This window comes from Mycobacterium sp. SMC-19, from assembly GCF_045310815.1.
Classification (GTDB): domain Bacteria; phylum Actinomycetota; class Actinomycetes; order Mycobacteriales; family Mycobacteriaceae; genus Mycobacterium.
On the sequence record NZ_JBJIAM010000007.1, the window covers coordinates 147880 to 172874 of the forward strand.

A 24995-nucleotide genomic window follows, 5' to 3' on the forward strand; every position below is an offset into this window, starting at 1 on the left:
GGCGGGGAAGACCAGCAACGGCGATCAGTACCAGTAGCGCCTGCCGGCCACCGGTCGGCCCACCGACCCTAGTATCCAGAACACCGCACCCACGACCAACAGGACGATCCCGACCGCCCACAGCACGTAGATGTTGAAAACCAGACCCAGGATCAGCAGCAACACCCCGAGGCCGATCATGAGTCATACCCCAGGATCGCGTCGCGTGCCCGGTCCACCATCGAGGCAAACGGGCCGACGAAGGCGTTGGCAAGCGCGCCCTCGACCCCAGCGTGCGGCCTGGTCGGTGCGATCGCCTCGGCGAGCCTGACCGCCCGCTCCAACAGCTTCAGTTCTGATTCGCTGAGTTCGTCACGCAGCTGGGCAAATTCGTCGTGTTCTTCGTGGCCGGCATGTTCGAGGACGTCGTCGCGAAGTTCCCGGAGCTTTTCGGTGAAGAACTCCGAATCGACGTTGACGTTCTCCAGCTCGCCCAGGGCCTCTTTGGCCTTCTTCTCCTCGGCCAGCCGTGCGTCGATCATCGCGCGCCCGTTGTCGAGCTCATGGGCTGCCCGCGGATGCACGATCTCTTCTTCTGCCGTCTCGTGAACGGCCAGCAGCCGGCGCAACCGCACGAACGACTCGTCGCGCTCGCCGCCGGCGGCCAGCAGCGTCTCGTCGAACAGCGTTTTGATGCGCTGGTGCTGTTCGGTGAGGAAATCGACCACGTCTGTCCGGCTGTGCAATGTCGTCTGTGCCATGGCTATGGGCTACCCCGACGCAGTTGGGGCAAAACCCGCGCCTAAGCCACCACTCGGATGTGCTCGAGTGACGAATCCGCGGCGTCGGGCAGCGCCATCCCGCCGGCCAGCCCCGAGCGCAGGTAATCGATAACGGCGGTGTTGAGCCGCTCGCCGGGCACCACGGCCGGCACGCCCGGCGGATACGGCGTGATCTGCTCTGCAGCGATACGTCCGGCAGCCCGCGCTGCGGCGATCATCTCGGTGGGGCCGAAGAAGGCATCCCGGGGCAACTGCACGGTTTCCAGCTGCAGTTCCTGCGGGGAAGGCAATCGGATCGCAGGCGGTCGCTGGAAGGACGTCGCGGCGTCGCGCCAGCCGCACAGCGCCTCCAGCAGCCGGTCAGCCGTTCGGTGGTCATCGGCGAAGGACATGGTGATCAGGATGCGCCGGTGATCGGCCAATCCCACGTCGAGGCAGCGCTGTTCGCGTAGCCAGTCTCTGGCCTGATAGCCCGACGTCCCGGTTGCCGACACGTCGACCAGCACCTGCAGCCGGTCCAGGTCGTGGGAGGCCTCCTTGCCCAACAACGCATGCTCAAGCACCTCGACGTCGGGTATCTCATCGATGCGCCCGCGCACGTCGCGCGCCAATTTGATTGCGGCGTCCAGTAGTTCATGCCCGTGGTGCACCATCTGGCGGCGCCAGCCGTCCAGTGCCGCGTAGATCGGCACGCTGGGGCTGGTGGTCATCAACAGATCGGCGCACGCCGTCAGTCGCTCCCGGTCGATGAGATCGCCCTGGATGTGGTAGACCGAGCCCTGCTCGAAACCCGCTCCCATCTTGTGCACGCTGACCACGCAGACGTCGGCGCCGGCGTCCATCGCCCAGGTCGGCAGGTCTTCATGGAAGGGCAGGTGGGCGCCCCAGGCCTCATCGACGATCAGTGGCTTGCCCCGCTCATGACAAATGTCGGCGATGGCAGCCAGGTCCGCGCAGGTACCGTACGGCGACGGGCTGACCACCAGCGCACCCGCGGCGTCGGGATTCTCCTCCCACGCACCGGCCACCCGTTCCGGTGAGGGCGGGTGGCACAGATGCCGTTCGGCGTCCCAGCGTGGGGCGATCCAGCGTGGCTGGATGCCGGAGAAGATCAACCCGCCCACCACAGATTTGTGACTGTCGCGCGGCAGCAGCAGCCCGCCGCTATCGCCGCCGGCCACCGCCATCATCGCGGCACGAACGGAAAGCGAACTGCCACAGGTGGAGAAGAATGCCGTCGAGGCACCCACGGCGTCGGCCATCAGTTGCTCGGCATCGGTCAAGAACTCTGCGCGTGCTTCCCAGTCATCCAAGCCGCCGCGGGCGAGCACATCGGCGCGGAACAGGTCGGCCCCCAACACCTCGAGCACTGACATGTCTGCGCCACGTCCCCGGCGGTGTCCGGGCGGGCTGAACCCATAACGGTCCCTGCGTTGGTAATCGGCCAGGGCTTCCAGAACAGGTGCTCGGCGCTGATCCATATCGGCCATCCGCCCGTCGTTCAGCGTCGGAAGGCGATCACCAGCGCCAGCAGATCGACCCCCAGCAGCACCCAACCGGCCACCGGCACCAGGAAACCGCGGCGGCGTCCCGCCGTGAAGAAGGAGGCCAGAATGGTCAGTGCGGCAATGGCCGGCGCGCCGTAATAGAGCAGTCCGAACACGGCTCCGCTGGGCCCGAGATCGGGACACTCGGCGGTGCTACAGGCGGCGGTGCTCATCACCGCGCCGGTCGCTACCACCATCACCAAGGCGGCCCCGGCGGCGGTCAGCAGAGCAGCGGCCCAGTTCACCCAGAGCCGGGCGCGGCGGTTGTCGGTCTCGACCGGTACCGGCATCGGCTCTGTCATCACAACGTCGCCCCGCGCGCCGCGAACTCTTCCACCAGCGCATCGCAGAAGGCCGGCAGGTCGTCGGGTTTACGGCTCGACAAGAGGATCGATGGCCCGCAGTCGCAGCGCACCAACTCCTCGTCCACCCAATCACCGCCCGCATTGACGATGTCGGTACGCACGCTCGGCCACGACGTAATCCGCCTGCCGGCAACAACTCCGGCTTCCACCAGTGTCCATGGGCCATGGCAGATAACGGCGACCGGTTTACCCACGTCGAAGAACTCCCGCACGAACGACACCGCGCGTTCATCGGTGCGCAACTGGTCGGGGTTGGCCACCCCGCCCGGCAGGACCAGCGCATCGAAGTCATCCGCCGACACATCCTTGACCTGCCGGTCGACGTCGAACTTGTCGGCGCGGTCCAGATGGTTGAAGGCCTGAACGGGGCCGTCGGCTGTGGACACCAGCGCCGGGCGCCCACCGGCCTCAGTGACCGCGCGCCACGGTTCGGTCAGCTCGACCTGTTCGACACCTTCCGGCGCCACCAGAAATGCGACCCGTCGCCCTTCCAGCGATCCGGACATGACCTCTCCTTCCTGTGCTGCCGTCAGCTCCCGGTAGCGACCCGCATACCCGGGTGCCCGGTCGCACAAACGAAGCGGTGTAGTACTGCGCTTACGGGGGTACCCCGCCGTCATGAATTGGGGGGCCGGGTTCGGGGCGACAGTGGCCGGCCTGCTGGCTTGTGCGGGCTGCTCGGCCCCGGTCTCGCAGACCACGGCGGAAGCCGTCTCGGTGCCGGTGCGGATGCCACTGCACTCCCCCGTCTTGTCCTATGCCACCGGCGCGCTGCTCGCACTCACCGACGACGGGCGATTGGCGGCGGTCGATCACCCTGAGCAGCCGGACACGGCGGCCATTCGGCTGTCGCAACCGCTGGGCGCCGGGCGCAACGTACAGATCAGCCGCGCAGATGATCGGACCGTGTTCGTGCCGCAGCCGGCGCGCGATCGCGTAGCAGCGGTCGAGTTGACCGGCCTCCGGCAAATCGGCGACATCGACGCGGGGCCGGCGCCGAACTATCTGTCCGAGGATTCAGGTATGCGGGTGCTGCTCGCGTTATCCAGCGACGGGGCGACGGTGACCCCGGTCGAGGAGGTCGGCCTGCGGAAGCTGCCCGGCGCTCGGGTATCCGCGGGCCCCACCGGTGCCATCGACGGCGCCAACCGCGGGCGCACCATCGAATACCACGTCTATGGGCCGGGCGGGCTCTCGTATTACAAGGGCCCATCGTCGCCGCCGGAGCAACACGGTCATTACGACGCAAGAGTTTTCGTGGCGGCGGGTGACGGCACCGCGACAGCCCGGGTCTATCTGGCCGACGCTCGCGGCGACACGCTGTACGCCGTCGAGCCCGCGCGCGGCGGGCACGGTCTACAGGTCATCGGCCGCTCGCCGGTCGCCTCACCGATCCGCTACCTAGGCTCCGACGATACCCGGGTGTACGCCGCCACCGACACCGGCGTAACCGTTTTCGAGTCGGCGACTTTCACCGGCTACCCCCACGCCAGCATTCCGGTGCTACGCGTCCTTGACTACCGGGCCGGTCTACCGTCCGGGCCGGCCCGGTCCGCTCCCCTGTCCGGCATGGCGATCGGCCCCGACCGGATATACCTGACCTTTCGGGGCCAGCCGGTTGTCGTCAGCGTCGCCAAGCCGCCGCTATGACAATCAGCATCGACGACGACGTCGCGGTGCTGACCGAGCAGCTGCGCGCGCTGCGGGATCTGGGGCGGCGCAGCGAGATCGGCGAGGAACAGGTCTATGACCTGAGCATCCGGTGGGGCACTGCGTTGGCCGGGCGGCTGCGCCGACTGGTGTACTACCACAGCCGTGGCCTGCTCGACGACGACGCCAAGCGCCGCTTTGTCGCGATCTGTGGCGAGTTGCGCGACGTGGCGGATCTGGTGGAGCGATTCGATCTGGCCCGCCCCGACCTGCCCCGCTGACTGACTCTGCGTCCACGGCGCAAAAGTGCGAGTGCACTCCGCCGTGGACGCAGAGTCAACGCCGGGGGGCTAGCCGAGGAATTCCTTGTATCGCAGCCGGATCGCGGTTCGCGGCTGCGGGCAAGCGGGATCACGGCAGGTCAGTGCGACGAGGTAGGCGTCGTGGTCTTCATCGAGGAACAAGAAACCCAGGTACAGCGCTTGACCGACCGCGAAATCGGTTCCACCGCAGGCCGCGCAGTGTCCGCCGCGCACCGTGACCAGTTCCGACACCCGATCGCTGGCGACTTGGCTCAGATCGATCAGTTCCGGGCGGGCATCGACCATTGCGGTCACGTCAGATCTCTCCGTCCATGCCGTAGTAGACGTTGTCCTCACGCCAGCCACCACGCCCCTTCCCGATATGGACATAGTCGTCGACAAACTCGATCTGGTTGATCCACTTGGCCATTTTGAAGCCCACCTGCGTCTCGGCCCGAAGCCGCAGCGGTGCCCCGTGCTTGATCGGCAGCGGCCGGCCGTTCATCGCATAGGCCAACAACATCTGCGGTTTATGGGCCAGCTTGAGGTCGAGTACCTCGTAGAACTGGCCTCCGCCCTCCGCACTCGGCTCGTCTGTGCTGTTGTCCTGCATGCTCATAAAGCAGATGTAGCGAGCCTGCGGCAGCGGCCGCACCAGGTCCACCAGGGTTCCCAGCGCAAGTCCGGTCCACTCGCCGACCGACGTCCAGCCCTGCACGCAGTTGTGCAGTACCCGCTGGGTCTGCGGCTCGGCCAGCGCACGCACCCCGGCCAAGTCCAACGTCACCGGTTGCTCCACCAGCCCGCCGACCCGCAGCCGCCAGTCGACGAAGTTGTGCACCGCCATCACCTTGTAGTACTCGGCGGTCGGCGGCTTGCCATTGACACGGTGCTCCCTCGAGAGCATGCGCACCGGGTAGTTCTGCCGAGAGTCCAAGCGGCGCAGCAGACCCTTGCGCGGAACGCTGATCAGCGCGCCGAGCACCCGACGCACCGACGCGGGGCTGCGCTGACTCCACACGGTGGCCGCAATGTGGACCGCGACGATCGTCGCGATGATGAGCACTGAGAGACCAGTCGCCCAGTAAGCGTTGCGAACCGACCCGAAGATCATCAATGCCGTGAGCCGGCCCCAGCCCCAGAAGAAGACCATCGTCAGGTGGATCGCGATGAAAACCGCGAACGCGACCAGGCCGAGGAAGTGCAGGCTGCGAGCAGCTTGCCGGCCGCCGAACAGCCGCACATACCGCGGCAACCGTGCCTCGATCGCCGGTGACTGCGCGGCCCCGGTGAGGATCTGAAATGGTGCCAGCACGAAGATCACCCCGGCATAGGTCAGCTTCTGAATGGCGTCCAGCGGTTCGCCCGGCAGCAGCGGCGGCAGGTTGAAGCTGGCGTAGGTGACGACGTCGTTCCAGGCCTCGGCGAAGATCGACCAGGAGTACGGCCAGTACCGGTGCCATTGTCCGGTCGCGAAAAGCGATACGTAGTAAGACAATCCGACGAGAACCCAGCCGATGACCGCGGCGAAGTGCCAATGCCGGCCCATGCCCAGTGCTTTGTGGCCAGGCAGCGCGATCAGCGGAGAGTAGTCCTCTTCCTCATCCAGGGTGTCGTAAAGCTTGTCGGTGGGCATCACCTTGCGGGTGAAGCGAGCCCACTCAGTCCCGGGAGCGCTGTCCGCGTGCCAGTACAGCTTGGGATGGGTGGAGAGGATCTCGACGCCGCTGCGCAGCAACAGGGTCAGGAATAAGACGTTGAGCCAGTGGTCAATCCGCAGCCAACCCGGATAGTCGAGCAACATCAGTCATACCAGCCCCTGCGCTGCCCGAACGCCACATTGACCCCGGTCAGCACCGTCAGATACAGCACCAAGAAGGCCGCCGCGCAGGCCAGCGCGAGGTTGCCCGGAGCCAGATCCCATCGCCCGGTCAGCGCCGACAGGCCCGGCAGGCTGACCACCCGGCTGATCGGATAGCCGATCAGGAACGCCGTGCACAAGATGCCGCCCGCCACCCAGCCCGCGGCCGGCACAACGTCGTCGACGTCAATCCAGGTAGTCGCGGCGGCGACCACACAGCCGACGACCACCGTGGCGCAATACCCCGCGAAGTACCCGGGACGGTGCACGGCGGTGGCCAACATGTAGGCATGCATGCCCGCCAAACCCAGCAGGGCGGCGTCGGCGGCCAGCGTCACCGTCCGCGGCAGGTTGAAGGCGATGCTGCGCATTGCGGGTCTAGCCTGCGCACTTCGATACGACCGGCGACCTCGCGGCATCGCGGCGATCCAAGACGCCCGAGCGCTCCAAAGACTCAGTCAGGTGGCCGGCCAGTGCTGTGGTCGTCGATTGCTTCGGCATCAAGGAATCTCCGATCTCACTGCTGGGCCATCTGCTGGGCTTTCGCGTAAGCCAGCTGCAGAAAATCAGCACCTGCGAGCGCGCTGAACGTACCCGCGACCAGCCGGGTCAGCCTCGGGGCCAGTACCAGCCCGGCGGTGAACGCGGTGGCCACCCACATATCCAGACAGAACGGGCATGTCAACAGCTCCCCCAGGCTGTGACGCACCGCGCTGGAGTGCCTGGTCTCCTCCATCACTTCGGCGGGGCCACCGGTGCCCGTGTAGTGGGCGAAAGGTGCGCGCAACGGGCTGGTCACCGCGTCCTTGGCCAACGTTCTGGACAGCTTGTGGGTCCCGAGAGTCACCGTCAGCAAGTCTGCGGTCGCCCAGCCCTGCGGCAGACGACGGCCGGTGGCCGCGGCGGCCACGGTTACCGCCGCGACCAACCCGCCGTAGACCAGCAACACCAGCACGTATCCCCCCAGCGGACGCGGGTTGTCGCCGCGGTACGCGTCGGCTTCCCGCTTGGCCGCGTCCGAGATGGTGCCGCCGGCCCCGGGCGATTGAGCCATCACTCAGTACTTGTCACAGGTCTTGGCGATGGGACCGACCATGTTGACGAACGGCGCCGCCTCCGGCACCCCCTGGGCCTGCTCGAGCATCTGCTCACGCTGCGGCGCCGGAGAGGCCAGGAAGTTCTGCAGGAACGACTGCGCCATGGGTGTGGCGTTGAATTGTGCCGCGGTGTCAGGTGATTGCGCGTTCATTGCCGCAACGACCTGGGAATAGCTGCAGGTCGTGTTCACCGCGGGATTCTGTGACCATTGGCCCGGCTGGCCGGGTTGGCCGGGCTGGGCTGGCTGGCTGGGCTGGGCCGGCTGCCCCGGTTGCGCTGGCTGAGTCGGTTGCGCCGGTGCGGCGTTTGCCAGTCCGGTGCCGCTCGCCAACGCCAGCGCCATGCCGCCGGCCGCGGCCAGCCTGGTCAAAGACGTTGTCATCATGGGTTTCTCCCCTTCAATCCTAGAATTCATGTTTGACACATGCTCCGTCGACGACGGCACCGAATTAGGCTTGCCGTTTTTGCCCGAGCTAAACCACGGTTTGCCCATTGGTTGTACTGGGTATCGGACGAAGTGCTGTGATTACTCGGATCCTCACCGCGGTGACCCTGTCTGGCTGCACGCTGTTGTGTTCGCCGGCCGCCGGCGACGCAGTAGCCGCCGGCTGCCCCGACGTTCAGGTGGTGTTCGCGCGTGGCACCGGCGAACCGCCCGGGGTCGGATGGATCGGTCAGCAGTTCATCGATGCACTACGGTGGCGCACCTGGGGTCGCAACGTGGATGTCTACCCGGTCGACTTTCCGGCAGTACCCGAATTCGGCCCGTCCGCCACCGGGGTCACCGACGCAGCCGGCCACGTCCGCGATATGGCAACCGGTTGTCCGAACACCCAACTGGTCCTTGGCGGATACTCGCGTGGCGCTGCGCTGATGGGGTATGTCACCGAACCGACGGCCGGCGGGCTCGGGGCCGCCCTGCCGCCCGAGGCGGCCGGGCACGTCGCCGCCGTGGCGCTGCTGGGAAAGCCGTCCGCGGCGTTCCTGAATTCCATCGGCGCGCCGCCGGTGACGGTAGGGCCGGGCTATGCAGCCAAGACGATCGACCTGTGCGCGCCCGGCGATCCGGTCTGCTCGGTGGGCGGGGACGGTGCCGCGCACGCGGCGTACGCGGCCAACGGCATGACCGCGCAAGCGGCGGACTTCGCCGTCGAACGTCTCAAACCACCCGAAAGCGTTCCAGGTCAGTCGCTTTGACCGCAAGACCGTGCCCGGCAGAGCTGCGGTCGGGACGCAGCACGCCGCCCGCTTGCGGAAGCAGAACACCGTCGAAGGCCATCTGCTCGATCCGCACATGGTCGTGGAAATACTCCAAATGACGCAGATGCCACAGTGCGGTGCCGACGTGCGCGCTGATCTGGGGTGCGCAATGCAACGACAGATCCAAACCGCGGGCATCGCACAGCGCACCCACCTTGAGCACTCCGGTAATGCCCAAGCAACGGGTGACGTCGGCCTGCAGACAGTCGACGGCACCAGCGTCGAGCATGCGCTGGAAATACGGAACGTCGTAGCCGTATTCGCCGGCGGCGATATCCATGCCCGCCGGACTGCGGTCGCGCAGTAGATGCAGGCCTTCCAGGTCGTCCGAGCTGACCGGTTCCTCGAACCAGCTCACCTGATGTTCGGCGAAGCGCTGCGCCCAGCCCAGTGCCTGCTTGCGCTGATAGGCACCGTTGGCGTCGACGAACAACTCGGTGCTGGTGCCGATCGCCCGGCGGGCCGCGGCGACGCGTGCGGCGTCGACGGCGGGGTCGCGGCCGACTTTCATCTTGACCCGGGCGATGCCCTCTTCCACCCATCCGGCGAGCTGGCGGCACAACGCGTCGTCGTCATAGGAGGTGAAGCCCCCGCTGCCGTAGATCGGGGTGGCCTCGTGTACCGCCCCCAGCGCGACGGTCAGCGGTTCGTCGAGCAGGCGGGCCCGCAGGTCCCACAGCGCGATGTCGACGGCGGCGATCGCCTCGGCCACCACGCCGGGCCGGCCCAGGTTGCGCACCGCGTGCACCATGTCCGCCCAGCGAGCCGGCGGGACGGTGGCGTCGCCACCGGTAACAACCTCGGTCAGCTCGTCACGCACCGCCGTGGCCGCCGCCGTACCGGCGTAGGTGTAGCCGGTTCCGATGTGTCCGGCGGCGTGCACCCTCACCAGCACCATCGTGGTGGAATCCCACCTGGCGGTGCCGTCGGATTCCGGCGCGTCCGTGGGAATCGAGTAGGCGGCGGCCTCCACCGAGTCGACCGGAACCGGCATGCCGCAGGGCAGGCTCATGAATCGGTGACTACCCGCGCGCGGCGGCGGGTATGCATCCGCCATGGACGAGGGACTTCCGCTGCTCGAACGCTTCCCGCCTCAGGTGTTGCGGCAGTATGCGTTGATCGCCGATGGTGAGCGCGGGATCGTGGTCGGACCGCGTGGCGATTTCTGCTGGATGTGCCTGCCCCGCTGGGACAGTCCGGCGGTCTTCAGTTCGCTGCTCGGTGGCTCCGGGGTCTATGCGGTCACCCCGGTGCTGCGCTACGTGTGGGGCGGGCGATACGAGGAGCGCTCGCTGATCTGGCGTTCCCGCTGGGTCACCACCGATGGCATCGTGGAGTGCCGCGAGGCGCTGGCCTTCCCCGGCGACATGCACACCGCCGTGGTGTTACGTCGCATCCGCGCGCTCGATCGGCCGATGCGCATGCAGATCGCACTCGACGTTCGCGCCGACTTCGGCGCCACCGCCATGTCGGGACTCACTTGCGAAGGTGGGGTCTGGACCGGCCGGTCGGGGCCGCACCGATTCCGCTGGGCGGGCGCGGCGAAGGCCCGCCCCGCCGCCGACGGTTCGCTGCGTCTGGTGCTCGACGTCGCACCGGGAAGCGACCACGATCTGGTTTTGGAGTTGTCCGATCGCGAGCTGCCCGCGCAGCCCGCCGGTGCGGCACAGGCCTGGTCAGCCACCGAAAGCGCTTGGAGACAAGCAGTTCCCGAAGTCAACGGCACCCTGGCCGACGTCGATGCGCAACTGTCCTACGCCGTATTGCGCGGCCTGACCAGCACCGGCGGTGGCATGGTCGCGGCGGCGACGATGTCGCTGCCGGAGCGGGCCAAAGAAGGGCGCAACTACGACTACCGCTACTGCTGGATTCGCGACCAGTGCTACACCGGACAGGCGATCGCGGCAGCCGGCCCGCATCCGCTGCTCGATGACGCCGTCCGCTTCGTCACCGAGCGGGTGCTGGCGGACGGGCCTGATCTGCGACCGGCCTACTGCGTCGACGCCACGACGCCACCGCCCGAACACGACCTGTCGCTGCCCGGGTACCCGGGCGCCTCGGCCAAAACCGGAAACTGGGTGGGCCAGCAGTTCCAACTCGACACCTTCGGCGAGGCGCTGCTGCTGCTGGCCGCAGCCGGCCGGCTTGACCGATTGGACGGCGCCCACTGGGGTGCGGTGCACACCCTGGTGGAGGCGATCGAAAAACGTTGCACCGAACCGGACGCGGGCATCTGGGAACTCGACGACCAACGCTGGGCTCATTCCCGTTTGATGTGCGCAGCCGGGCTGCGCCGCATCGCCGGCGTGGCGTCGCTGGCTGAAGGGGCACGCTGGCAACAGCTGGCCGACAGGCTCGTCAGCGATACCAGCGCCGACTGTCTGCACCGAGACGGCAGATGGCAGCGCGCACCCGATGACCCGGGTATCGACGCGGCCCTGTTGCTGCCCGGTCTGCGCGGAGCCGTCGCGACCGACGACGCCCGTACGTTGGCCACCTTGGCCGCCGTGCGCCGGGACCTCGCCCAAGACGGGTTCGTCTACCGCTACCGGCCCGATCAGCGCGGTCTCGGCGAGGCCGAGGGGGCGTTCCTGTTGTGCAACTTCGTCATGGCGCTCTCCGATCACCAGCAGGGCAATGACCTTGCCGCGCTTCAATGGTTCGAGCGAGGCCGCACCGCGTGCGGGCCGCCGGGCCTACTGTCCGAGGAATACGACGTGGGCCAACGTCAGTTGCGCGGCAATCTGCCGCAGGCCTTCGCGCACGCGCTGCTGTTCGAAGCCGCACACGTGTTGGCCCGCCCTGACACGGATTGAGTTACGGCTTGAGCGTGATCTTCACCGCGCCGTCGCGCTTCTCCTGGAACATCGCGTAGGCCTCTGGTGCCTGTTCCAACGACAGCTCGTGAGTGGCGAAGGCATCGACCCCCAGCGGGTCGTCGTCGGTCAGCAGCGGTATCAGCCGCTCGACGCGCGGTTTGACGTTGGCCTGCCCCATCCGCAGGGTGATCTGCTTGTCGAACAAGGTAAACATCGGCAACGGGTCGAGTTTGCCGCCGTAGACTCCGACGATCGACAGGGTGCCGCCGCGGCGCACGATGTCGATCGCGGAGTACAGCGCGGCGAGCCGGTCGATGCCCGCCTTACTGATCAACGGTCCCGCCACGGCGTCCGGCAGCAGGGAACTGAGCTGCTGGACGGCCTTGGCGCCGCCGGAGCCGTGAGCCTCCATGCCGACGGCATCGATCACCGCATCGGTTCCGCGGCCGTCGGTGCGGTCACGAATCACCTCGCCCAGATCGGATACCTCACTCAGGTCGACGATTTCGATCCCTCGCCGCGCCAACCGGCCCAACCGCTCGGGCACCAGATCCACGCCGATAACCCGGGCCCCCTGATGCGTGGCGATCCGGGCCGCCATGTCTCCGATCGGTCCGAGGCCCAGCACGGTCACCGACCCGCCATCGGGTATCGCGGCATAGTCAACTGCCTGCATCGCGGTCGGCAGCACATCGGACAGATACACGAAGCGCGAATCCGGAGGGCCCTCAGGTACTTTGATGTGAGTGTATTGCGCCTGCGGCACCCGCAGGTACTGCGCTTGCGCGCCCGGAACCTGACCGTAGAGCTTGGAGTAACCAAACAGTGCGGCTCCGGTGTCCTGCTCGCGCACCCGAGTCGTGTCGCACTGGGTCGGCAGACCGTGTCGGCACATACAGCAATGACCGCAGGCGATCTGGAACGGGATGACCACCCGGTCGCCCGGTTTGAGATTGCTGACCGAACGACCGACTTCGGCCACAACGCCGATCGGCTCGTGCCCCAGGATGTCGCCGGGGTCCATGAACGGACCGAGCACCTCGTAGAGATGCAGATCGGATCCACAGATGTTGGTGGTTGTCACTTCGATGACGGCGTCGGTCGGATTCTGGATCACCGGATCAGGCACCGTGTCGACCTGAACTTTGCGCTTGCCCTGCCATGTGACTGCCCGCATCGGGTCGCCTCCGTCGTGTCTCGCGAACACCGCCCGGCTACCCGCCCGCAGCCCGGTGCAAACGCCTTGGGCATGCTGGCGAATCTCGTACGTTTCACGGCCGTACCGCGGGGTACCTGATCGACCATGACCTCGCTGTGGCTCGCCGACCGGATCACAACATCACCGGCCTCGGGCACCGCCGACGATCTGCCCGATATCGCCGACGTGGTGGTGGCGGGTGCCGGCATCACCGGCTTGATGACCGCGGTGCTGCTGGCGCGCGCCGGCCGCCAAGTGCTGGTGCTGGAGGCCAGGACGGTCGGCGCCTGCGCGACGGGAAACACCACCGCCAAGATCAGCCTGCTGCAGGGAACTCAGCTGTCGACGATATCGGCGAAGCAGGGCAAGAGTCTGGCGGCTGCATACGTGGACGGCAACCGCGCCGGACAGGACTGGTTGCTGTCGTTCTGCGCGGCTACCGGGGTGCCGGTCCAGCGCGAGGACGCCTACAGCTTCGCCCAGTCCGAGCGTGGCGTGGCGGCGGCGCGCGCCGAGTACGAGGCCTGCCGCGCCCTGGGTCTGCCGGCAACGTGGGAGGCGGACGCCGACGTGCCGTTCTCCTACCACGGCGGCGCACGGCTGGGCGATCAAGCGCAGTTCGACCCGATGCAGTTTCTCGACGCGCTGCGCGCCGAGTTGCTCGCGACCGGCGGACAACTGCTGGAACACACACGGGTACAGCGTGTTTCCAGCAGTCGTCACGGTCTTCGACTGGAAGTAGGCGGTCCGCGCAGGCAGGCGGAACTGCGGGCCACCCAGCTGGTGCTGGCCACCGGGATCCCGATCTTGGACCGCGGCGGATATTTCGCCCGAGTCAAACCCAGCCGCTCATACTGCATGGCTTTCGACGTGCCCGGCGAGATAACCCGCTCCATGATGATCTCCACCGATTCACCGACGCGATCGCTGCGCTATGCCCCGGTCAACGGCTCGCAGCTGCTGCTGGTCGGCGGGGCCGGGCACACCGTCGGCCGGGAAAAGCACCCCATCGATGCGTTGGCCGAACTCGAGTCGTGGACGGTCAGGAACTATCCGGGCGCAACCCGCACCCATCTCTGGTCAGCGCAGGACTACGCGCCCGTTGACGCGCTGCCCTATGTCGGGCCCATCTTGCCGGAGAACGACGCCATCTACGTGGCAACGGGTTTCAACAAGTGGGGCATGACCAACGGGGCGGCCGCCGCATTGGTGTTGTCGGGCCGGCTGCTCGGCGAGCGACCGGGGTGGGAGCGGGCATTCGCCAGTTGGAGTCCCCGCGAGCTGCGCGGCCTGCCGGCGGCTCTGACGGCCAATCTTGCGGTCGGCGTCAATCTGGCGAAAGGCTGGATCACTCCGACGGCCCACATCGGGCGGCAATGCCTGGGCACGGACTCCGGTGTGGTCAGCGGGCCACCCTGGCGCCTGCAGGCCCAGTGCCGGGTGGACGGCGTCGAACATCGCCTCTCCCCGGTCTGCCCTCACCTGGGCGGCATTGTCACCTGGAACGATGCCGACCGGGCTTGGGAGTGCCCGCTGCACGGGTCGCGCTTCGCCCCTGACGGCACCCTTCTGGAAGGCCCGGCCACCCGCGGCCTGACCGCCGGCGACTGACGAGCCGGCGGCCGTCGTTTACCGCACGCCGGGGCGGGTAATCGACCGCTGGGCGGTGAAAGACGGCTGCGAAGCGACGGGGTGAGCGGTGTGCATCATCGACCATGACATGCGCCAGATCGTCGAGAGCGCAAAGCTGGCGTTCGTGGCCACCGTCTGCGAGGACGGCTCGCCGAACCTGTCACCGAAGGAGTCACTGCTGGTCTACGGTGACGAACACCTGGTGTTCATGCACATGGCGTCGCCGACGACGGTGGCCGATCTGCGCCGTGACCCGCGTATCGAGGTCAACGTGGTGGACTTCCTGAAACGGCGCGGCTACCGCTTCAAAGGCACCGCGCAGCTGCGACCCCCCCGGCGACGAGGTTTACGAGTGGCTGCGGCAATGGGTCATCGACACCCACGGACCACAGTTTCCGTGCCGTGAAGCCGTACTGGTACGGGTCGAACGTGTGCTGCCGATCGCCTCACCGGATTACATGTTCGGCGACGCCCACGAAGCAGAACTCAGCCGGTTGTGGTCGGACATCTACGGGCTGCACTGAGCAGGGCTACTGCAGCTGATCACGTAGTTTCGCCAGCGACTTGGCCAGCAGGCGGGACACGTGCATCTGCGAAATACCGACCCGCTCGGCGATCTGGGTCTGGGTCATCGATTCGAAGAACCGCAGCACCAGCACGGTGCGTTCCCGCTCCGGGAGTGCATCCAACAAGGGCCGCAACGCCTCTCGGTCCTCGATCCGGTCCATCCGGGCATCGACCTCGCCGAGGGTGTCAGCGATCGAACGGACGTCGTCTTCATCCGAACTGCCGCCGCCGTCAATCGAGAGCGTGTTGTACGAGCTGCCCGCGACCAACCCTTCGACCACCTCGTCGCGGCTCAACTCGAGCTCGGCCGCGAGCTCGGAGGCGGTCGGCGCTCGCCCCAGTCGTTGCGACAGTTCGGCTGTGGCCACCCCCAGCCGAAGGTGCAGCTCTTTGAGCCGGCGGGGCACCTTGACCGACCAGCTGTTGTCGCGGAAGTGGCGGCGGACCTCGCCCATGATCGTCGGAACCGCGAACGAGACGAAGTCCGAGCCGGTTTCGACGTCGAAGCGTGTTACGGCGTTGACCAGACCGACCCGGGCGACTTGGACCAGGTCGTCCCGCAACTCTCCGCGGCCCTCGAACCGGCGAGCGATATGGTCGGCCAGCGGCAGACACCGCTCCACGATCTTGTCTTTGCGGTTGCGGAAGTCGGGCGAGTCGGCGTCGTATTGGGCGAGCTCACGAAACATGTCGCCAACGTCGGCGTACTCCGATCCGGACTGTGAGCCGCTGCCGGCGGCACGCGGACTCACCTCCCGGAGTCCGCCCGGCGGGTTGTCAACGTGACCCCGAATACCTCACCCGCACCGTTGGATTCATGCCCGTCGCGGAATGCCTGGACGTCATCGACCAGCGACGTGAGCACGTGCCAGCTGAAGCTTCCCGGGGTCAGCACGCCGGCCCCGTCACCGGCTGCCGACGCCTGAATCGTCACATAATCGTCGTGCGGGTCGATGACGACAGTCAGCATCGCGCCGGGCGCGGCACTACGGATCAGCTGGGTGCACAGCTCGTCGATCGCCAGCCGCAGATCAGCGACGGTGTCGACGTCAAGATCCTCGTAGGTAGCGATCGCACCGACCAACATGCGTACCACCGCCAGGCTTTCCAGCCTGGGCGTAACCCGCAGTTCGACGGCCCGTTCGCTGCACGATCGCTGAGCCCGGTCACTGTGAATGTCGGTCATAAGGCCTCCCGGCGAAATCGGACCGAGACTACTGCTGCGTGTCAATCGACTGCTCACCACCCTCGCCTGCAGGCACCCTCGTGCATTTCGCCCTCAGCCGGCACCGTCACCATCGCACGCCGGCTGCCCGGAGATCAGTCATGGGAAGTCTGTACCCGATCGCCGGGGAACTCAATCATCGATTTCGGCACGTAGTCGTAGCGCGGCCCGGCCGGAATACCGGCCGGGCCGACTTGACCCCTCGGGTTAACTCGTGGAGGCCTGCTGACGCATCTCGGCGTGCGCCAAGTGCCACTGATGGTTCACCTTGCCGATCCGGCGATGCTCGAGCAGCAGCCAGACGGTGCCCAGGGCGGCGGCGAGCACTGCGACGACCGCGACTTCCACGCCCTGACGGTCGTGGCCGGTCCCGAATGCGGCGAGGCAGCCGATTCCGGCCACCATGCCCACCACCAGCAAGGAATAGCCCGGCCAGCCCATGACGTCGATCATGGCGCGACCCGCGTGGGGCCGGGTCGTCCGGACATGGTCGACCGGGTCATGAAAAGTGTCACCCATTGCGATTCCTCCTCCTGAACAGCGATTTCAGAAGCCGCCCCAAGCGGTCGACCGGTATGAGGTGGACCCGTCCGCGACCCAAAACTATCGTATGCCGATACGTTGAAGACGCCGCCTCCTTAACAGGATGTTCACAGTCATGCAACAGCGATGCCCATGCCACGGCGGGCGATCAGCCGCTGCCCATGATCGGTACAGCGCTCATGAGCAAGACGACCAGCATCAGCGTCAGCAGGAACCACCCGGCGCCCTGCCAACCCCACCAGGTGCCCCGGGCGCGCCACACCCGGTACGTGCGCACAAACGCCCGCAGCCCACCGGCAGCCAGAATCAGCGGGGCACCAACGGCAAGTACGGTCCGGTAGGGCCGTCCGCACCCCGCCGTGGCCGACTGGGGGTCGCACGAACCCACCCACAACACGGCTATGACGACAAACGCCAGCGCGGTGGCGACGATCAACCCGGCAAATCGAGCGGCCGCGCGGACCTCCCGGTCCTCTTGGCCCAGCCGGTCGCCACCGGAAGTAGAGCGCGACGGTGTGCGCGATTCCACATCTCCCACCGTCCGCGCTGATGAGCTCTGCGTCAAGGCGATTCATTCATCTGCGTCAACGTTTGGGCGCGCGGCAGCCCGGGAAGCCTTGCCGTTGTGGCGGGCCTCTACACCGTGTGGGGCTGCCACAAGAACACGAAGGGAGGGCTCATGTCGGACGACAAGAGCAGCGCTACCGAAGACGGCATCCGCGGCACCGTGGAAGGCGTCAAGGGCAAGGCCAAGGAAGCGTTAGGGGCCGTGACCGGCAACGACGAGCTGGCCCGGGAGGGCCGGGCGCAGCAGGACAAGGGCGAAGCGCAGCGCGACGCCGCCAAGCACCAAGCCGAGGCCGAATCGGCCCGAGCGGGCGCGAAGGCGGCCGAGGCGCGCGAGCAGTCTCACCAGTAGCCCGAGGGGAGGGCAGGCCCGGTCCGCTTGGCGGGCCGGGCCTGTCGCTACGTGATCGGGTTACTTCCTGCGAGCAACGGGTAGTAAAAGCCTTGAGGCGACATAGCATCCATGGGTTGGAGCCACGCGATGAAGATCCTGTTACTGACCGACCGCGACGAATTCGCACGGTCATTGTCGGGGATTGGTGTCTTCGGGCATTCGATCGTCCGTAGTTCACTGACCCTCACCACGCGAGCCGACTGCCACGGGGCGAACGCCGTTCTGGTCGATGGCTGTTCTGACGTGCCGGTAGCGCGGGAGACCTGCCGCAAACTCGGAGCCTGGGAGCCGTCGGCTGCCGTGCTGGCCGTGGTTGCTGCCGAAGACCTCGCCGCAGTCGGCCTGGACTGGCACGTCGACGATGTCCTGATCGCCACCGCAGGCCCCGCCGAGGCGAACGCGCGGCTGCTACTGGCCCTGGCACGTCGGGACGAATCCGCCCCCCACAGGTTGCAATTCGGCGCCTTGGTCATCCACCCGGACAGCTTCACGGCGTCATTGTCGGATCGCGATCTCGACCTCACGCTCACCGAATTCAAACTGCTCAGCTATCTGGTGCAGCACGCCGGCCAAGCGTTCACCCGGGCCCGGCTGCTGCGTGAGATCTGGGGCGGCGAGGGCGGCCGTCGCAAGGTCGACGTTCACGTGCAGCGGTTGCGCGCGAAGCTCGGGGCCGACCACGACTCGATCGTCGACACGGTCCGCGGCGTCGGGTACATGACGCCGGAATCGCCGCAGCCGCAATGGGCCATCGCCAACTGAGAGGGCCACAGGCCATGACTGGACAACCCGATTTCGATTCAGCGGCCACCGACACCACCGGCGACGACACGCTACCGCCGAGTGAGGCCACCGACTCCGACGAGCTGCGCAACGACGACGGCGACGCGGCAGTCACCGCACCGGACCACTGGCAGGCCGCCGACAACGAGACGGCCCATGAGTCGTTGGATGACAAGCTGGCCGCCGAGCAACCCGACGTCGCAGGCCCTCAGCATGATCCCGACGAAGCCGTCGGGGGCGAGCGCCACCGCGCGCAGGTGTCCGGAAGTCCCGAAGACGGCGGCTCATTCTTCGCCGTCGAAGAGTGAGCTCAGTAGTAGTTGTCGCAGGCGTTTGCCAACGGGCTGAAGAGCGCCACGTAGTGCGCGGCATCGGGGGTGTCCTGCGCCTGGTCGACTATCTGCTGGCGCTGTGGCGGCGGGGCAGCCAGAAAGTTCTGCAACCAGGATCGTGCCGCCGGTGTCGCGTTGAACTGCTCGGCGTCCCCCGGTGACTGATCGTTCATCGCCGACACCACCTGCGCGTAAGTGCAGGTCGTATTGACCACCGGATCGGTGTCCGGGTCGGCCGAAGCCACCACCTGCCCAGCGGTCAGCGCCACGGCGGCAAACCCAACCGCGGCGGACAATCTGATCAGGCCAAACATCTCGCGTTCCCCTCTGTAGAGCCGCCGCAGGTAGGTCAAAACATCAGGACCAAGACCGCCAGATCAGCGAACAGCAGGGCCCACCCGCACGCCCAGACCGCGATCCCGCCGCGGTGCGTCGCCAGGAAAAAGGCCAGAAACAGCGTCAGGGCCGCTACGCCGGCCGCTCCGTGGTAGAGCACACCGAACAGGGACCCGTGCACCTTGAGCTCCGGGCAAGCCACCCTGTTGCACAACGCGGAGCCGGACACCCTGGTCAGCGCGAATGCCATCAGCAGCGCCGCAGCCGGCGCAGTCAGCAGCGACAGCGCCCAGTTGGCCCACGTCCAATCGCGGGGCAGCGCTTCCGGCGCCGACGTCCCCGCCGCACGGGGGCGGGCGTCGGCGAATATCGGCCGGACCGCCGTCGCCCCGTCATCCAGAATGGTCATCCCCCGCCTCCGCTCACCGAAATCACCGTTGGCGGATACCCGGCGACGGCGGGCACAAAACCGCAGCGCGGGAGCATTCCGGCTCCGAACTTGGCACCATGGCTGGGTGAGCCCACCCGACCGAGCAACCCCAGCCGCGCTGGCGCGGTTCTCGGCGCTGACCCGGGACTGGTTCGCCGGCACCTTCATCGCACCGACCCCGGCGCAGGAGCAGGCCTGGGCGGCGATCGCCGACGGCCACAACACACTCGTGGTCGCTCCGACCGGCTCCGGCAAGACGCTGGCGGCATTCCTGTGGGCACTGGACCAACTGGCCGCAGCACAGCCCGGTAGCGGCACCCGAGTGCTGTACATCTCGCCGCTCAAGGCACTGGCCGTCGACGTCGAGCGCAACCTGCGTACCCCGTTGGCCGGCATCGCCCGGATGGCCGCACAGCGCGAGCTGCCCGCTCCCGGCATCACCGTGGGCGTGCGCTCCGGCGACACCTCCCCGGCGCGGCGCCGCGAACTGGTCGCCAAGCCGCCCGACATCTTGATCACCACACCGGAATCGTTGTTTCTGATGCTGACCTCGGCAGCGCGCGAGACGTTGACCGCGGTGCGCACGGTGATCGTCGACGAGGTGCACGCGGTGGCGGGAACCAAACGGGGTGCCCACCTGGCACTGTCTTTGGAGCGCCTGGACGCGATGCTCACCCGGCCCGCCCAGCGGATCGGGTTGAGCGCCACCGTGCGCCCCGCCGAAGAGGTAGCCCGGTTTCTGTCCGGGCAGTCCCCCACCGCAATCGTGGCTCCCCCGGCCGCCAAGACATTCGAGCTGACGGTTCAGGTCCCGGTGCCCGACATGGCCAATCCGGCCGAGGGCACCGTCTGGCCCGAGGTCGAAGAACGCATCGTCGACCTGATCGAAGCCCACCGGTCCTCGATCGTGTTCGCCAACTCACGGCGACTCGCCGAGCGCCTGACGGGGCGGCTCAACGAGATTCACGCGGAACGCCACGTTGACGGCGATCAGGCGCCGGCGCCGCTGGCACGAGCCCACCACGGTTCGGTCTCCCTGCAGACCCGAGCCGACGTCGAGGAGGACCTCAAGAGCGGGCGGCTGCGCGCGGTGGTGGCGACCTCCAGCCTCGAACTGGGCATCGATATGGGTGCGGTAGATCTGGTCATCCAGATCGAGGCGCCGCCGTCGGTGGCCAGCGGCCTGCAGCGCGTCGGTCGGGCCGGTCATCAGGTCGGCGAGATCTCCTCCGGCGTACTGATTCCCAAGCATCGCACCGATCTGATCGGGTGCGCCGTCGCAGTGGAACGGATGCTCGCCGGCCAGATCGAAACCCTGACGGTACCGGCCAATCCGCTGGACATCCTGGCCCAACACACGGTAGCGGCGGCCGCGCTGGAGCCAATCGATGCCGAAGCCTGGTTCGACAGCGTGCGCCGCAGCGCTCCGTTCGCGACGTTGTCGCGCGGTGTTTTCGAGGCAACGCTGGACCTGCTCTCCGGCAAGTATCCGTCGACCGAATTCGCCGAGCTGCGGCCGCGTTTGGTCTACGACCGTGACAACGGGACCCTGACCGGCCGGCCCGGCGCGCAGCGGCTGGCCGTCACCTCCGGCGGCGCCATCCCGGACCGCGGACTGTTCGCGGTGTATCTGGCCGGCACTGACGAAACGCGGAAGCCTTCCCGCGTCGGCGAACTCGACGAGGAGATGGTGTACGAGTCGCGTCCCGGCGACGTGATCTCGCTGGGCGCCACCACGTGGCGGATCACCGAGATCACCCACGACCGAGTACTGGTCACGCCGGCACCCGGCCAGCCGGGCCGACTGCCGTTCTGGCACGGCGACGGTGTCGGGCGGCCAGCCGAGCTGGGTGCCGCGCTCGGCGCATTCACCGGCGAATTGGCCGCCCTTGACCCAAATGCGTTCGACAAGCGCTGCACGGGGCTGGGTTTCGACGACTATGCGATCGACAACCTGAGGCGACTACTCGACGATCAGCGCACCGCCACGGCAATAGTGCCCACCGACACCACGCTGGTGGTGGAGCGGTTCCGCGACGAGCTCGGGGACTGGCGGGTGGTGCTGCACTCACCGTACGGGCTGCGCGTGCACGGGCCTTTGGCACTGGCGGTGGGCAAGCGACTGCGCGACCGCTACGGCATCGACGAGAAGCCGACGGCCTCCGACGACGGCATCGTGGTCAGGCTGCCCGACACCGACTCCGGGGCGGAAGCGCCCGGCGCCGAACTGTTCGTGTTCGACCCGGACGAGGTCGAGCCGGTCGTCACCGCCGAGGTGGGCGGCTCGGCGTTGTTCGCCTCTCGGTTCCGGGAATGCGCAGCGCGGGCATTGCTGTTGCCGCGCCGGCACCCCGGCCGCCGCACGCCGTTATGGCAGCAACGCCAGCGGGCGGCCCAATTGCTCGACGTGGCCCGCAAATACCCGACGTTCCCGATCGTGCTGGAGACGGTGCGCGAGTGCCTGCAGGACGTCTACGACGTCCCGGCGTTGACAACACTGATGGCGCAGATCGCCCAACGCCGGGTGCGGTTGTCCCAGGTCGAGACGGCCACCCCGTCACCGTTCGCGGCGTCGCTGCTGTTCGGCTACGTCGGGGCGTTCATGTACGAAGGCGACAGCCCGCTGGCGGAGCGCCGCGCGGCGGCCTTGGCACTGGACCCCACACTGCTGGCGCAGCTGCTGGGCCGGGTCGAGCTGCGCGAACTGCTCGACACCGAGGTGATCACCGGTCTCACCGCGCAGCTGCAGCACCTGACGCCGGAGAAGGCCGCCCGTGACGCGGAGGGGGTGGCCGACCTGCTACGGCTGCTCGGTCCGCTCACCACCGAAGAGATCAGCGCCCGGGCCGCGGGGGCTGACGTGGGCGGGTGGCTGGAACATCTGCTGGCCGCCCGGCGGGTGCTGACGGTGGCGTTCGGCGGGCACCGCTGGTGGGTGGCGATCGAGGACATCGGTCGGCTGCGCGACGGCCTCGGGGTTGCGGTGCCGCCCGGGGTGCCGACGGGCTTCACCGAACCGGTCGCCGACCCGTTGGGCGAGCTGCTGGGCCGATTCGCCCGCACCCGGGGGCCGTTCACCACCCGGCACGCCGCGAACCGGTTCGGGCTGGGAGTGCGGGTGGCGGCCGATGCGCTGGGCCGACTGGCCGCCGACGGACGGGTGGTGCGCGGCGAGTTCACCGACTTCTCGGACTCCCCCGGTGAACAGTGGTGCGACACCGAGGTGCTGCGGATCCTGCGGCGCCGGTCCCTGGCCGCGCTGCGCTCGGCGATCGAGCCGGTGTCGCCGGCTGCCTACGGGCGTTTCCTGCCGGCCTGGCAGCAGATCGGCTCTTCCGAGGTTGCCGCGACCGGCGCCGACGGGTTGGCCGGGGTGATCGAGCAACTGGCCGGAGTGGCGCTGCCCGCGTCGGCGGTCGAACCGTTGATCTTCGGCCCGCGGGTGCGCGACTACGCACCGGCCATGCTCGACGAACTGCTGGCCTCCGGAGAGGTGCTGTGGTCGGGCGCGGGCGCCCCAGCCGGCAGCGCCCCGGCGACCGACGGCTGGATCAGCTTTCACACCGCGGATTCGGCGCCGCTGACATTGGCGCCCGGGACGCCGATCGAATTCGGCGACGCGCACCGGGCGATTCTGGATGCCCTCGGCGGTGGCGGTGCGTTTTTCTTCCGCCACCTGTGCGGCGACGCGAGCGAGGCGGAACGCAAAGCCGCACTGTGGGAGCTGATCTGGGCGGGATGGGTCACCGGCGATACGTTCGCTCCAGTGCGCGCGGTGCTGGCCGGCACCCGGCGCGCCACCCCTGCGCACCGCAGCAGACGCCCGCCCCGGCTCAGTCGTTACAGTGTCGCGCACGCCAGTGCCCGCGCTGCCGACCCGGCGGTGTCCGGTCGCTGGTCGGCTTTGCCTGCCCCGCAATCCGATTCCACCCTTCGGGCGCACCACACCGCCGAGTTGCTGCTGCACCGCTATGGCGTGCTGACTCGGGGCGCGGTTGCCGCCGAGGCCGTGCCCGGCGGTTTCGCCACCGTCTACAAGGTGCTGACCGCGTTCGAGGAGGCCGGGCGATGCCAGCGTGGCTATTTCATCGAGTCGTTGGGGGCCGCGCAGTTCGCGCTGGCCTCCACCGTGGACCGGCTGCGCGGCTACCTCGATGGTGTGGACCCGACCAGGCCCGAGTACCACGCGGTGGCACTGGCCGCCGCCGACCCGGCTAATCCGTACGGCGCGGCGCTGAGCTGGCCGGCACACTCCGGGACGGCCCGTCCGGGCCGCAAGGCAGGAGCGCTGGTGGTCCTGGTCGACGGTGAACTGGCCTGGTTTGTCGAGCGGGGCGGCCGGACGCTGCTGAACTTCGCCGATGCCGCCGAGGGGCAGCGTGCCGCCGCCGGGGCACTGGCTCGGCTGATCGCCGACCGGCGGGTTGACGGGATTCTCGTCGAGCGGGTGGACGGCGTTCCGGTGCTGGAGCTTCACGATTCGCCGACGCTGGACGCGTTGACCGAGGCCGGGTTCTCCCGCACGCCGCGCGGATTGCGAATGCGCTGATGCCCGAGGGGGACACGGTTTTTCACACCGCGACGGTGCTGGCCACCGCGCTGGCGGGAAAGACCTTGACTCGCTGCGATATCCGGGTTCCCCGATATGCCGGTGTGGATCTGAGCGGACAACGCGTTGACGAGGTGATCAGCCGCGGCAAGCATCTGTTCATCCGGGTCGGGCCAGCCAGCATCCATTCGCATCTGAAGATGGAGGGCAGTTGGCGGGTCGGTCGACGTCTTGCCAGACACAGCCCAGTCGATCATCGGGTACGAATCATCTTAGAGGCCGGCTCCGTTCGCGCCACCGGTATCGATCTGGGTGTGCTCGAGGTGCTGGAACGCCATCATGACGGCGATGCCGTCGCGCACCTCGGACCGGATCTGCTGGGCCCCGATTGGGACCCGGCTGTGGCCGCCGCCCGGCTGGTGGCCGATCCGCAGCGCCCGCTGGCATCGGCATTGTTGGACCAGACGGTGCTGGCCGGGATCGGCAATGTCTACTGCAACGAGTTGTGCTTCGTAGTCGGCCGGCTGCCGACTACACCCGTCGTGGATCTGAATGATCCGGGTCGGCTGATGTCACGGGCCCGCGAAATGTTGTGGGCGAATCGGTTGCGGTGGTCGCGCTGCACCACCGGCGATACCCGGCCGGGCCGACAGCTGTGGGTATATGGCCGAGCCGAACTGCCGTGTCGGCGATGCGGTACCGGTGTGGAGTCCGACCGCAACGGTGAGCGGATTCGCTTCTGGTGCCCGTCATGTCAGCGGTAACGCCGCAACCTT

Annotated in this window: 29 protein-coding genes; 11 read left to right on the forward strand and 18 right to left on the reverse strand. The window is 67.8% G+C overall.

The window, feature by feature from the left end:
- Positions 1-24: 24 nt before the first annotated feature.
- Genes ACJH5R_RS16835 through ACJH5R_RS16855 form a run of 5 tightly spaced genes read right to left on the reverse strand, consistent with a single transcriptional unit; the run spans position 25 to position 3179 of the window.
- Positions 25-180, reverse strand: a complete 156-nt coding sequence (locus tag ACJH5R_RS16835; RefSeq protein ID WP_406758050.1) for a hypothetical protein — start codon at positions 178-180, stop codon at positions 25-27.
- Positions 177-740, reverse strand: a complete 564-nt coding sequence (locus ACJH5R_RS16840; protein WP_406758049.1) for a hemerythrin domain-containing protein — start codon at positions 738-740, stop codon at positions 177-179. Before ACJH5R_RS16840 ends, ACJH5R_RS16835 begins: the two co-directional genes overlap by 4 nt.
- 41 nt (positions 741-781) lie before the next feature.
- Entirely contained in the window at positions 782-2242 is a 1461-nt protein-coding gene (locus ACJH5R_RS16845; protein ID WP_406782486.1) for an aminotransferase class I/II-fold pyridoxal phosphate-dependent enzyme, read from the reverse strand.
- A gap of 20 nt (positions 2243-2262) precedes the next feature.
- Positions 2263-2610, reverse strand: coding sequence for a hypothetical protein (locus tag ACJH5R_RS16850; RefSeq protein ID WP_406758048.1), 348 nt, complete (start codon positions 2608-2610; stop codon positions 2263-2265).
- Positions 2610-3179 carry a type 1 glutamine amidotransferase domain-containing protein gene (locus tag ACJH5R_RS16855; RefSeq protein WP_406782407.1) on the reverse strand — a complete coding sequence of 190 codons (570 nt, stop codon included), beginning with the start codon at positions 3177-3179 and terminating at the stop codon, positions 2610-2612. The genes ACJH5R_RS16850 and ACJH5R_RS16855 overlap by 1 nt, the downstream gene beginning before the upstream one ends.
- A 112-nt stretch (positions 3180-3291) precedes the next feature.
- Here ACJH5R_RS16855 and ACJH5R_RS16860 point away from each other — a divergent pair, with 112 nt between their 5' ends.
- Both ACJH5R_RS16860 and ACJH5R_RS16865 read left to right on the forward strand, forming a co-directional pair.
- Positions 3292-4323: a hypothetical protein gene (locus tag ACJH5R_RS16860; RefSeq protein WP_406782408.1), complete on the forward strand. Its 1032-nt coding sequence runs from the start codon at positions 3292-3294 to the stop codon at positions 4321-4323.
- The gene (locus ACJH5R_RS16865) at positions 4320-4604 is read left to right on the forward strand and encodes a hypothetical protein (protein WP_406782409.1); all 285 of its coding nucleotides are present in this window, start codon (positions 4320-4322) and stop codon (positions 4602-4604) included. Before ACJH5R_RS16860 ends, ACJH5R_RS16865 begins: the two co-directional genes overlap by 4 nt.
- A 69-nt stretch (positions 4605-4673) precedes the next feature.
- On the opposite strand, the gene ACJH5R_RS16870 is transcribed toward ACJH5R_RS16865, so the two are convergent.
- The 5 genes from ACJH5R_RS16870 to ACJH5R_RS16890 form a co-directional block, all read right to left on the reverse strand.
- The gene (locus tag ACJH5R_RS16870; RefSeq protein ID WP_406782487.1) at positions 4674-4931 is read right to left on the reverse strand and encodes a hypothetical protein; all 258 of its coding nucleotides are present in this window, start codon (positions 4929-4931) and stop codon (positions 4674-4676) included.
- A gap of 10 nt (positions 4932-4941) precedes the next feature.
- Positions 4942-6432 (reverse strand): molybdopterin-dependent oxidoreductase, encoded by a 1491-nt coding sequence (locus ACJH5R_RS16875; protein ID WP_406782488.1) that lies wholly within the window; start codon positions 6430-6432, stop codon positions 4942-4944.
- Positions 6429-6857: an oxidoreductase gene (locus ACJH5R_RS16880; RefSeq protein ID WP_406782410.1), complete on the reverse strand. Its 429-nt coding sequence runs from the start codon at positions 6855-6857 to the stop codon at positions 6429-6431. The genes ACJH5R_RS16875 and ACJH5R_RS16880 overlap by 4 nt, the downstream gene beginning before the upstream one ends.
- Before the next feature lie 146 nt (positions 6858-7003).
- Entirely contained in the window at positions 7004-7540 is a 537-nt protein-coding gene (locus ACJH5R_RS16885) for a DUF1360 domain-containing protein (protein ID WP_406782411.1), read from the reverse strand.
- Positions 7541-7543: 3 nt separating this feature from the next.
- Positions 7544-7966 carry a hemophore-related protein gene (locus ACJH5R_RS16890; RefSeq protein WP_406758189.1) on the reverse strand — a complete coding sequence of 141 codons (423 nt, stop codon included), beginning with the start codon at positions 7964-7966 and terminating at the stop codon, positions 7544-7546.
- Positions 7967-8130: 164 nt separating this feature from the next.
- Here ACJH5R_RS16890 and ACJH5R_RS16895 point away from each other — a divergent pair, with 164 nt between their 5' ends.
- The gene (locus ACJH5R_RS16895) at positions 8131-8781 is read left to right on the forward strand and encodes a cutinase family protein (protein ID WP_406758041.1); all 651 of its coding nucleotides are present in this window, start codon (positions 8131-8133) and stop codon (positions 8779-8781) included.
- Here the strand turns inward: ACJH5R_RS16895 and ACJH5R_RS16900 are convergent.
- A complete protein-coding gene (locus ACJH5R_RS16900; RefSeq protein ID WP_406758040.1) occupies positions 8744-9856 on the reverse strand; it encodes an enolase C-terminal domain-like protein in 1113 nt (370 codons plus the stop codon). The two genes, ACJH5R_RS16895 and ACJH5R_RS16900, sit on opposite strands and share 38 nt — an antisense overlap.
- A gap of 43 nt (positions 9857-9899) precedes the next feature.
- Between ACJH5R_RS16900 and ACJH5R_RS16905 the strand changes: the two genes are divergently transcribed.
- Entirely contained in the window at positions 9900-11660 is a 1761-nt protein-coding gene (locus ACJH5R_RS16905) for a glycoside hydrolase family 15 protein (protein WP_406782412.1), read from the forward strand.
- Between the two features lies 1 nt (position 11661).
- On the opposite strand, the gene ACJH5R_RS16910 is transcribed toward ACJH5R_RS16905, so the two are convergent.
- Positions 11662-12840: an alcohol dehydrogenase catalytic domain-containing protein gene (locus ACJH5R_RS16910; protein ID WP_406782413.1), complete on the reverse strand. Its 1179-nt coding sequence runs from the start codon at positions 12838-12840 to the stop codon at positions 11662-11664.
- A 126-nt stretch (positions 12841-12966) separates the two neighbouring features.
- On the opposite strand from ACJH5R_RS16910, the gene ACJH5R_RS16915 reads away from it, so the two are divergent.
- Both ACJH5R_RS16915 and ACJH5R_RS16920 read left to right on the forward strand, forming a co-directional pair.
- Positions 12967-14472 (forward strand): FAD-dependent oxidoreductase, encoded by a 1506-nt coding sequence (locus ACJH5R_RS16915; RefSeq protein ID WP_406782414.1) that lies wholly within the window; start codon positions 12967-12969, stop codon positions 14470-14472.
- Positions 14473-14560: 88 nt separating this feature from the next.
- On the forward strand, positions 14561-14899 hold the full coding sequence (locus tag ACJH5R_RS16920) for a pyridoxamine 5'-phosphate oxidase family protein (RefSeq protein ID WP_406782415.1): 339 nt from the start codon (positions 14561-14563) through the stop codon (positions 14897-14899).
- 124 nt (positions 14900-15023) lie between these two features.
- On the opposite strand, the gene ACJH5R_RS16925 is transcribed toward ACJH5R_RS16920, so the two are convergent.
- From ACJH5R_RS16925 to ACJH5R_RS16940, 4 genes are all read right to left on the reverse strand, one after another.
- Positions 15024-15812 carry an RNA polymerase sigma factor SigF gene (locus ACJH5R_RS16925; RefSeq protein WP_406758035.1) on the reverse strand — a complete coding sequence of 263 codons (789 nt, stop codon included), beginning with the start codon at positions 15810-15812 and terminating at the stop codon, positions 15024-15026.
- Entirely contained in the window at positions 15809-16246 is a 438-nt protein-coding gene (locus tag ACJH5R_RS16930; RefSeq protein WP_406782416.1) for an ATP-binding protein, read from the reverse strand. The genes ACJH5R_RS16925 and ACJH5R_RS16930 overlap by 4 nt, the downstream gene beginning before the upstream one ends.
- 246 nt (positions 16247-16492) lie before the next feature.
- Positions 16493-16804, reverse strand: a complete 312-nt coding sequence (gene usfY, locus ACJH5R_RS16935) for a protein UsfY (RefSeq protein WP_406758033.1) — start codon at positions 16802-16804, stop codon at positions 16493-16495.
- A 172-nt stretch (positions 16805-16976) separates the two neighbouring features.
- The gene (locus tag ACJH5R_RS16940) at positions 16977-17357 is read right to left on the reverse strand and encodes a hypothetical protein (protein ID WP_406758032.1); all 381 of its coding nucleotides are present in this window, start codon (positions 17355-17357) and stop codon (positions 16977-16979) included.
- Between the two features lie 150 nt (positions 17358-17507).
- Between ACJH5R_RS16940 and ACJH5R_RS16945 the strand changes: the two genes are divergently transcribed.
- From ACJH5R_RS16945 to ACJH5R_RS16955, 3 genes are all read left to right on the forward strand, one after another.
- Positions 17508-17747: a CsbD family protein gene (locus ACJH5R_RS16945; RefSeq protein ID WP_406758031.1), complete on the forward strand. Its 240-nt coding sequence runs from the start codon at positions 17508-17510 to the stop codon at positions 17745-17747.
- Positions 17748-17876: 129 nt separating this feature from the next.
- Positions 17877-18551 carry a winged helix-turn-helix domain-containing protein gene (locus tag ACJH5R_RS16950; protein WP_406758030.1) on the forward strand — a complete coding sequence of 225 codons (675 nt, stop codon included), beginning with the start codon at positions 17877-17879 and terminating at the stop codon, positions 18549-18551.
- Between the two features lie 14 nt (positions 18552-18565).
- Entirely contained in the window at positions 18566-18880 is a 315-nt protein-coding gene (locus tag ACJH5R_RS16955; protein WP_406758029.1) for a hypothetical protein, read from the forward strand.
- 2 nt (positions 18881-18882) lie between these two features.
- On the opposite strand, the gene ACJH5R_RS16960 is transcribed toward ACJH5R_RS16955, so the two are convergent.
- Positions 18883-19218 (reverse strand): hemophore-related protein, encoded by a 336-nt coding sequence (locus tag ACJH5R_RS16960; RefSeq protein ID WP_406758028.1) that lies wholly within the window; start codon positions 19216-19218, stop codon positions 18883-18885.
- Positions 19219-19253: 35 nt separating this feature from the next.
- Positions 19254-19649: a hypothetical protein gene (locus tag ACJH5R_RS16965; RefSeq protein WP_406758027.1), complete on the reverse strand. Its 396-nt coding sequence runs from the start codon at positions 19647-19649 to the stop codon at positions 19254-19256.
- A gap of 106 nt (positions 19650-19755) precedes the next feature.
- Between ACJH5R_RS16965 and ACJH5R_RS16970 the strand changes: the two genes are divergently transcribed.
- On the forward strand, positions 19756-24219 hold the full coding sequence (locus tag ACJH5R_RS16970; protein WP_406782417.1) for an ATP-dependent helicase: 4464 nt from the start codon (positions 19756-19758) through the stop codon (positions 24217-24219).
- Entirely contained in the window at positions 24219-24983 is a 765-nt protein-coding gene (gene nei2 / locus ACJH5R_RS16975) for an endonuclease VIII Nei2 (RefSeq protein ID WP_406758025.1), read from the forward strand. The genes ACJH5R_RS16970 and nei2 overlap by 1 nt, the downstream gene beginning before the upstream one ends.
- Positions 24984-24995: the final 12 nt, after the last annotated feature.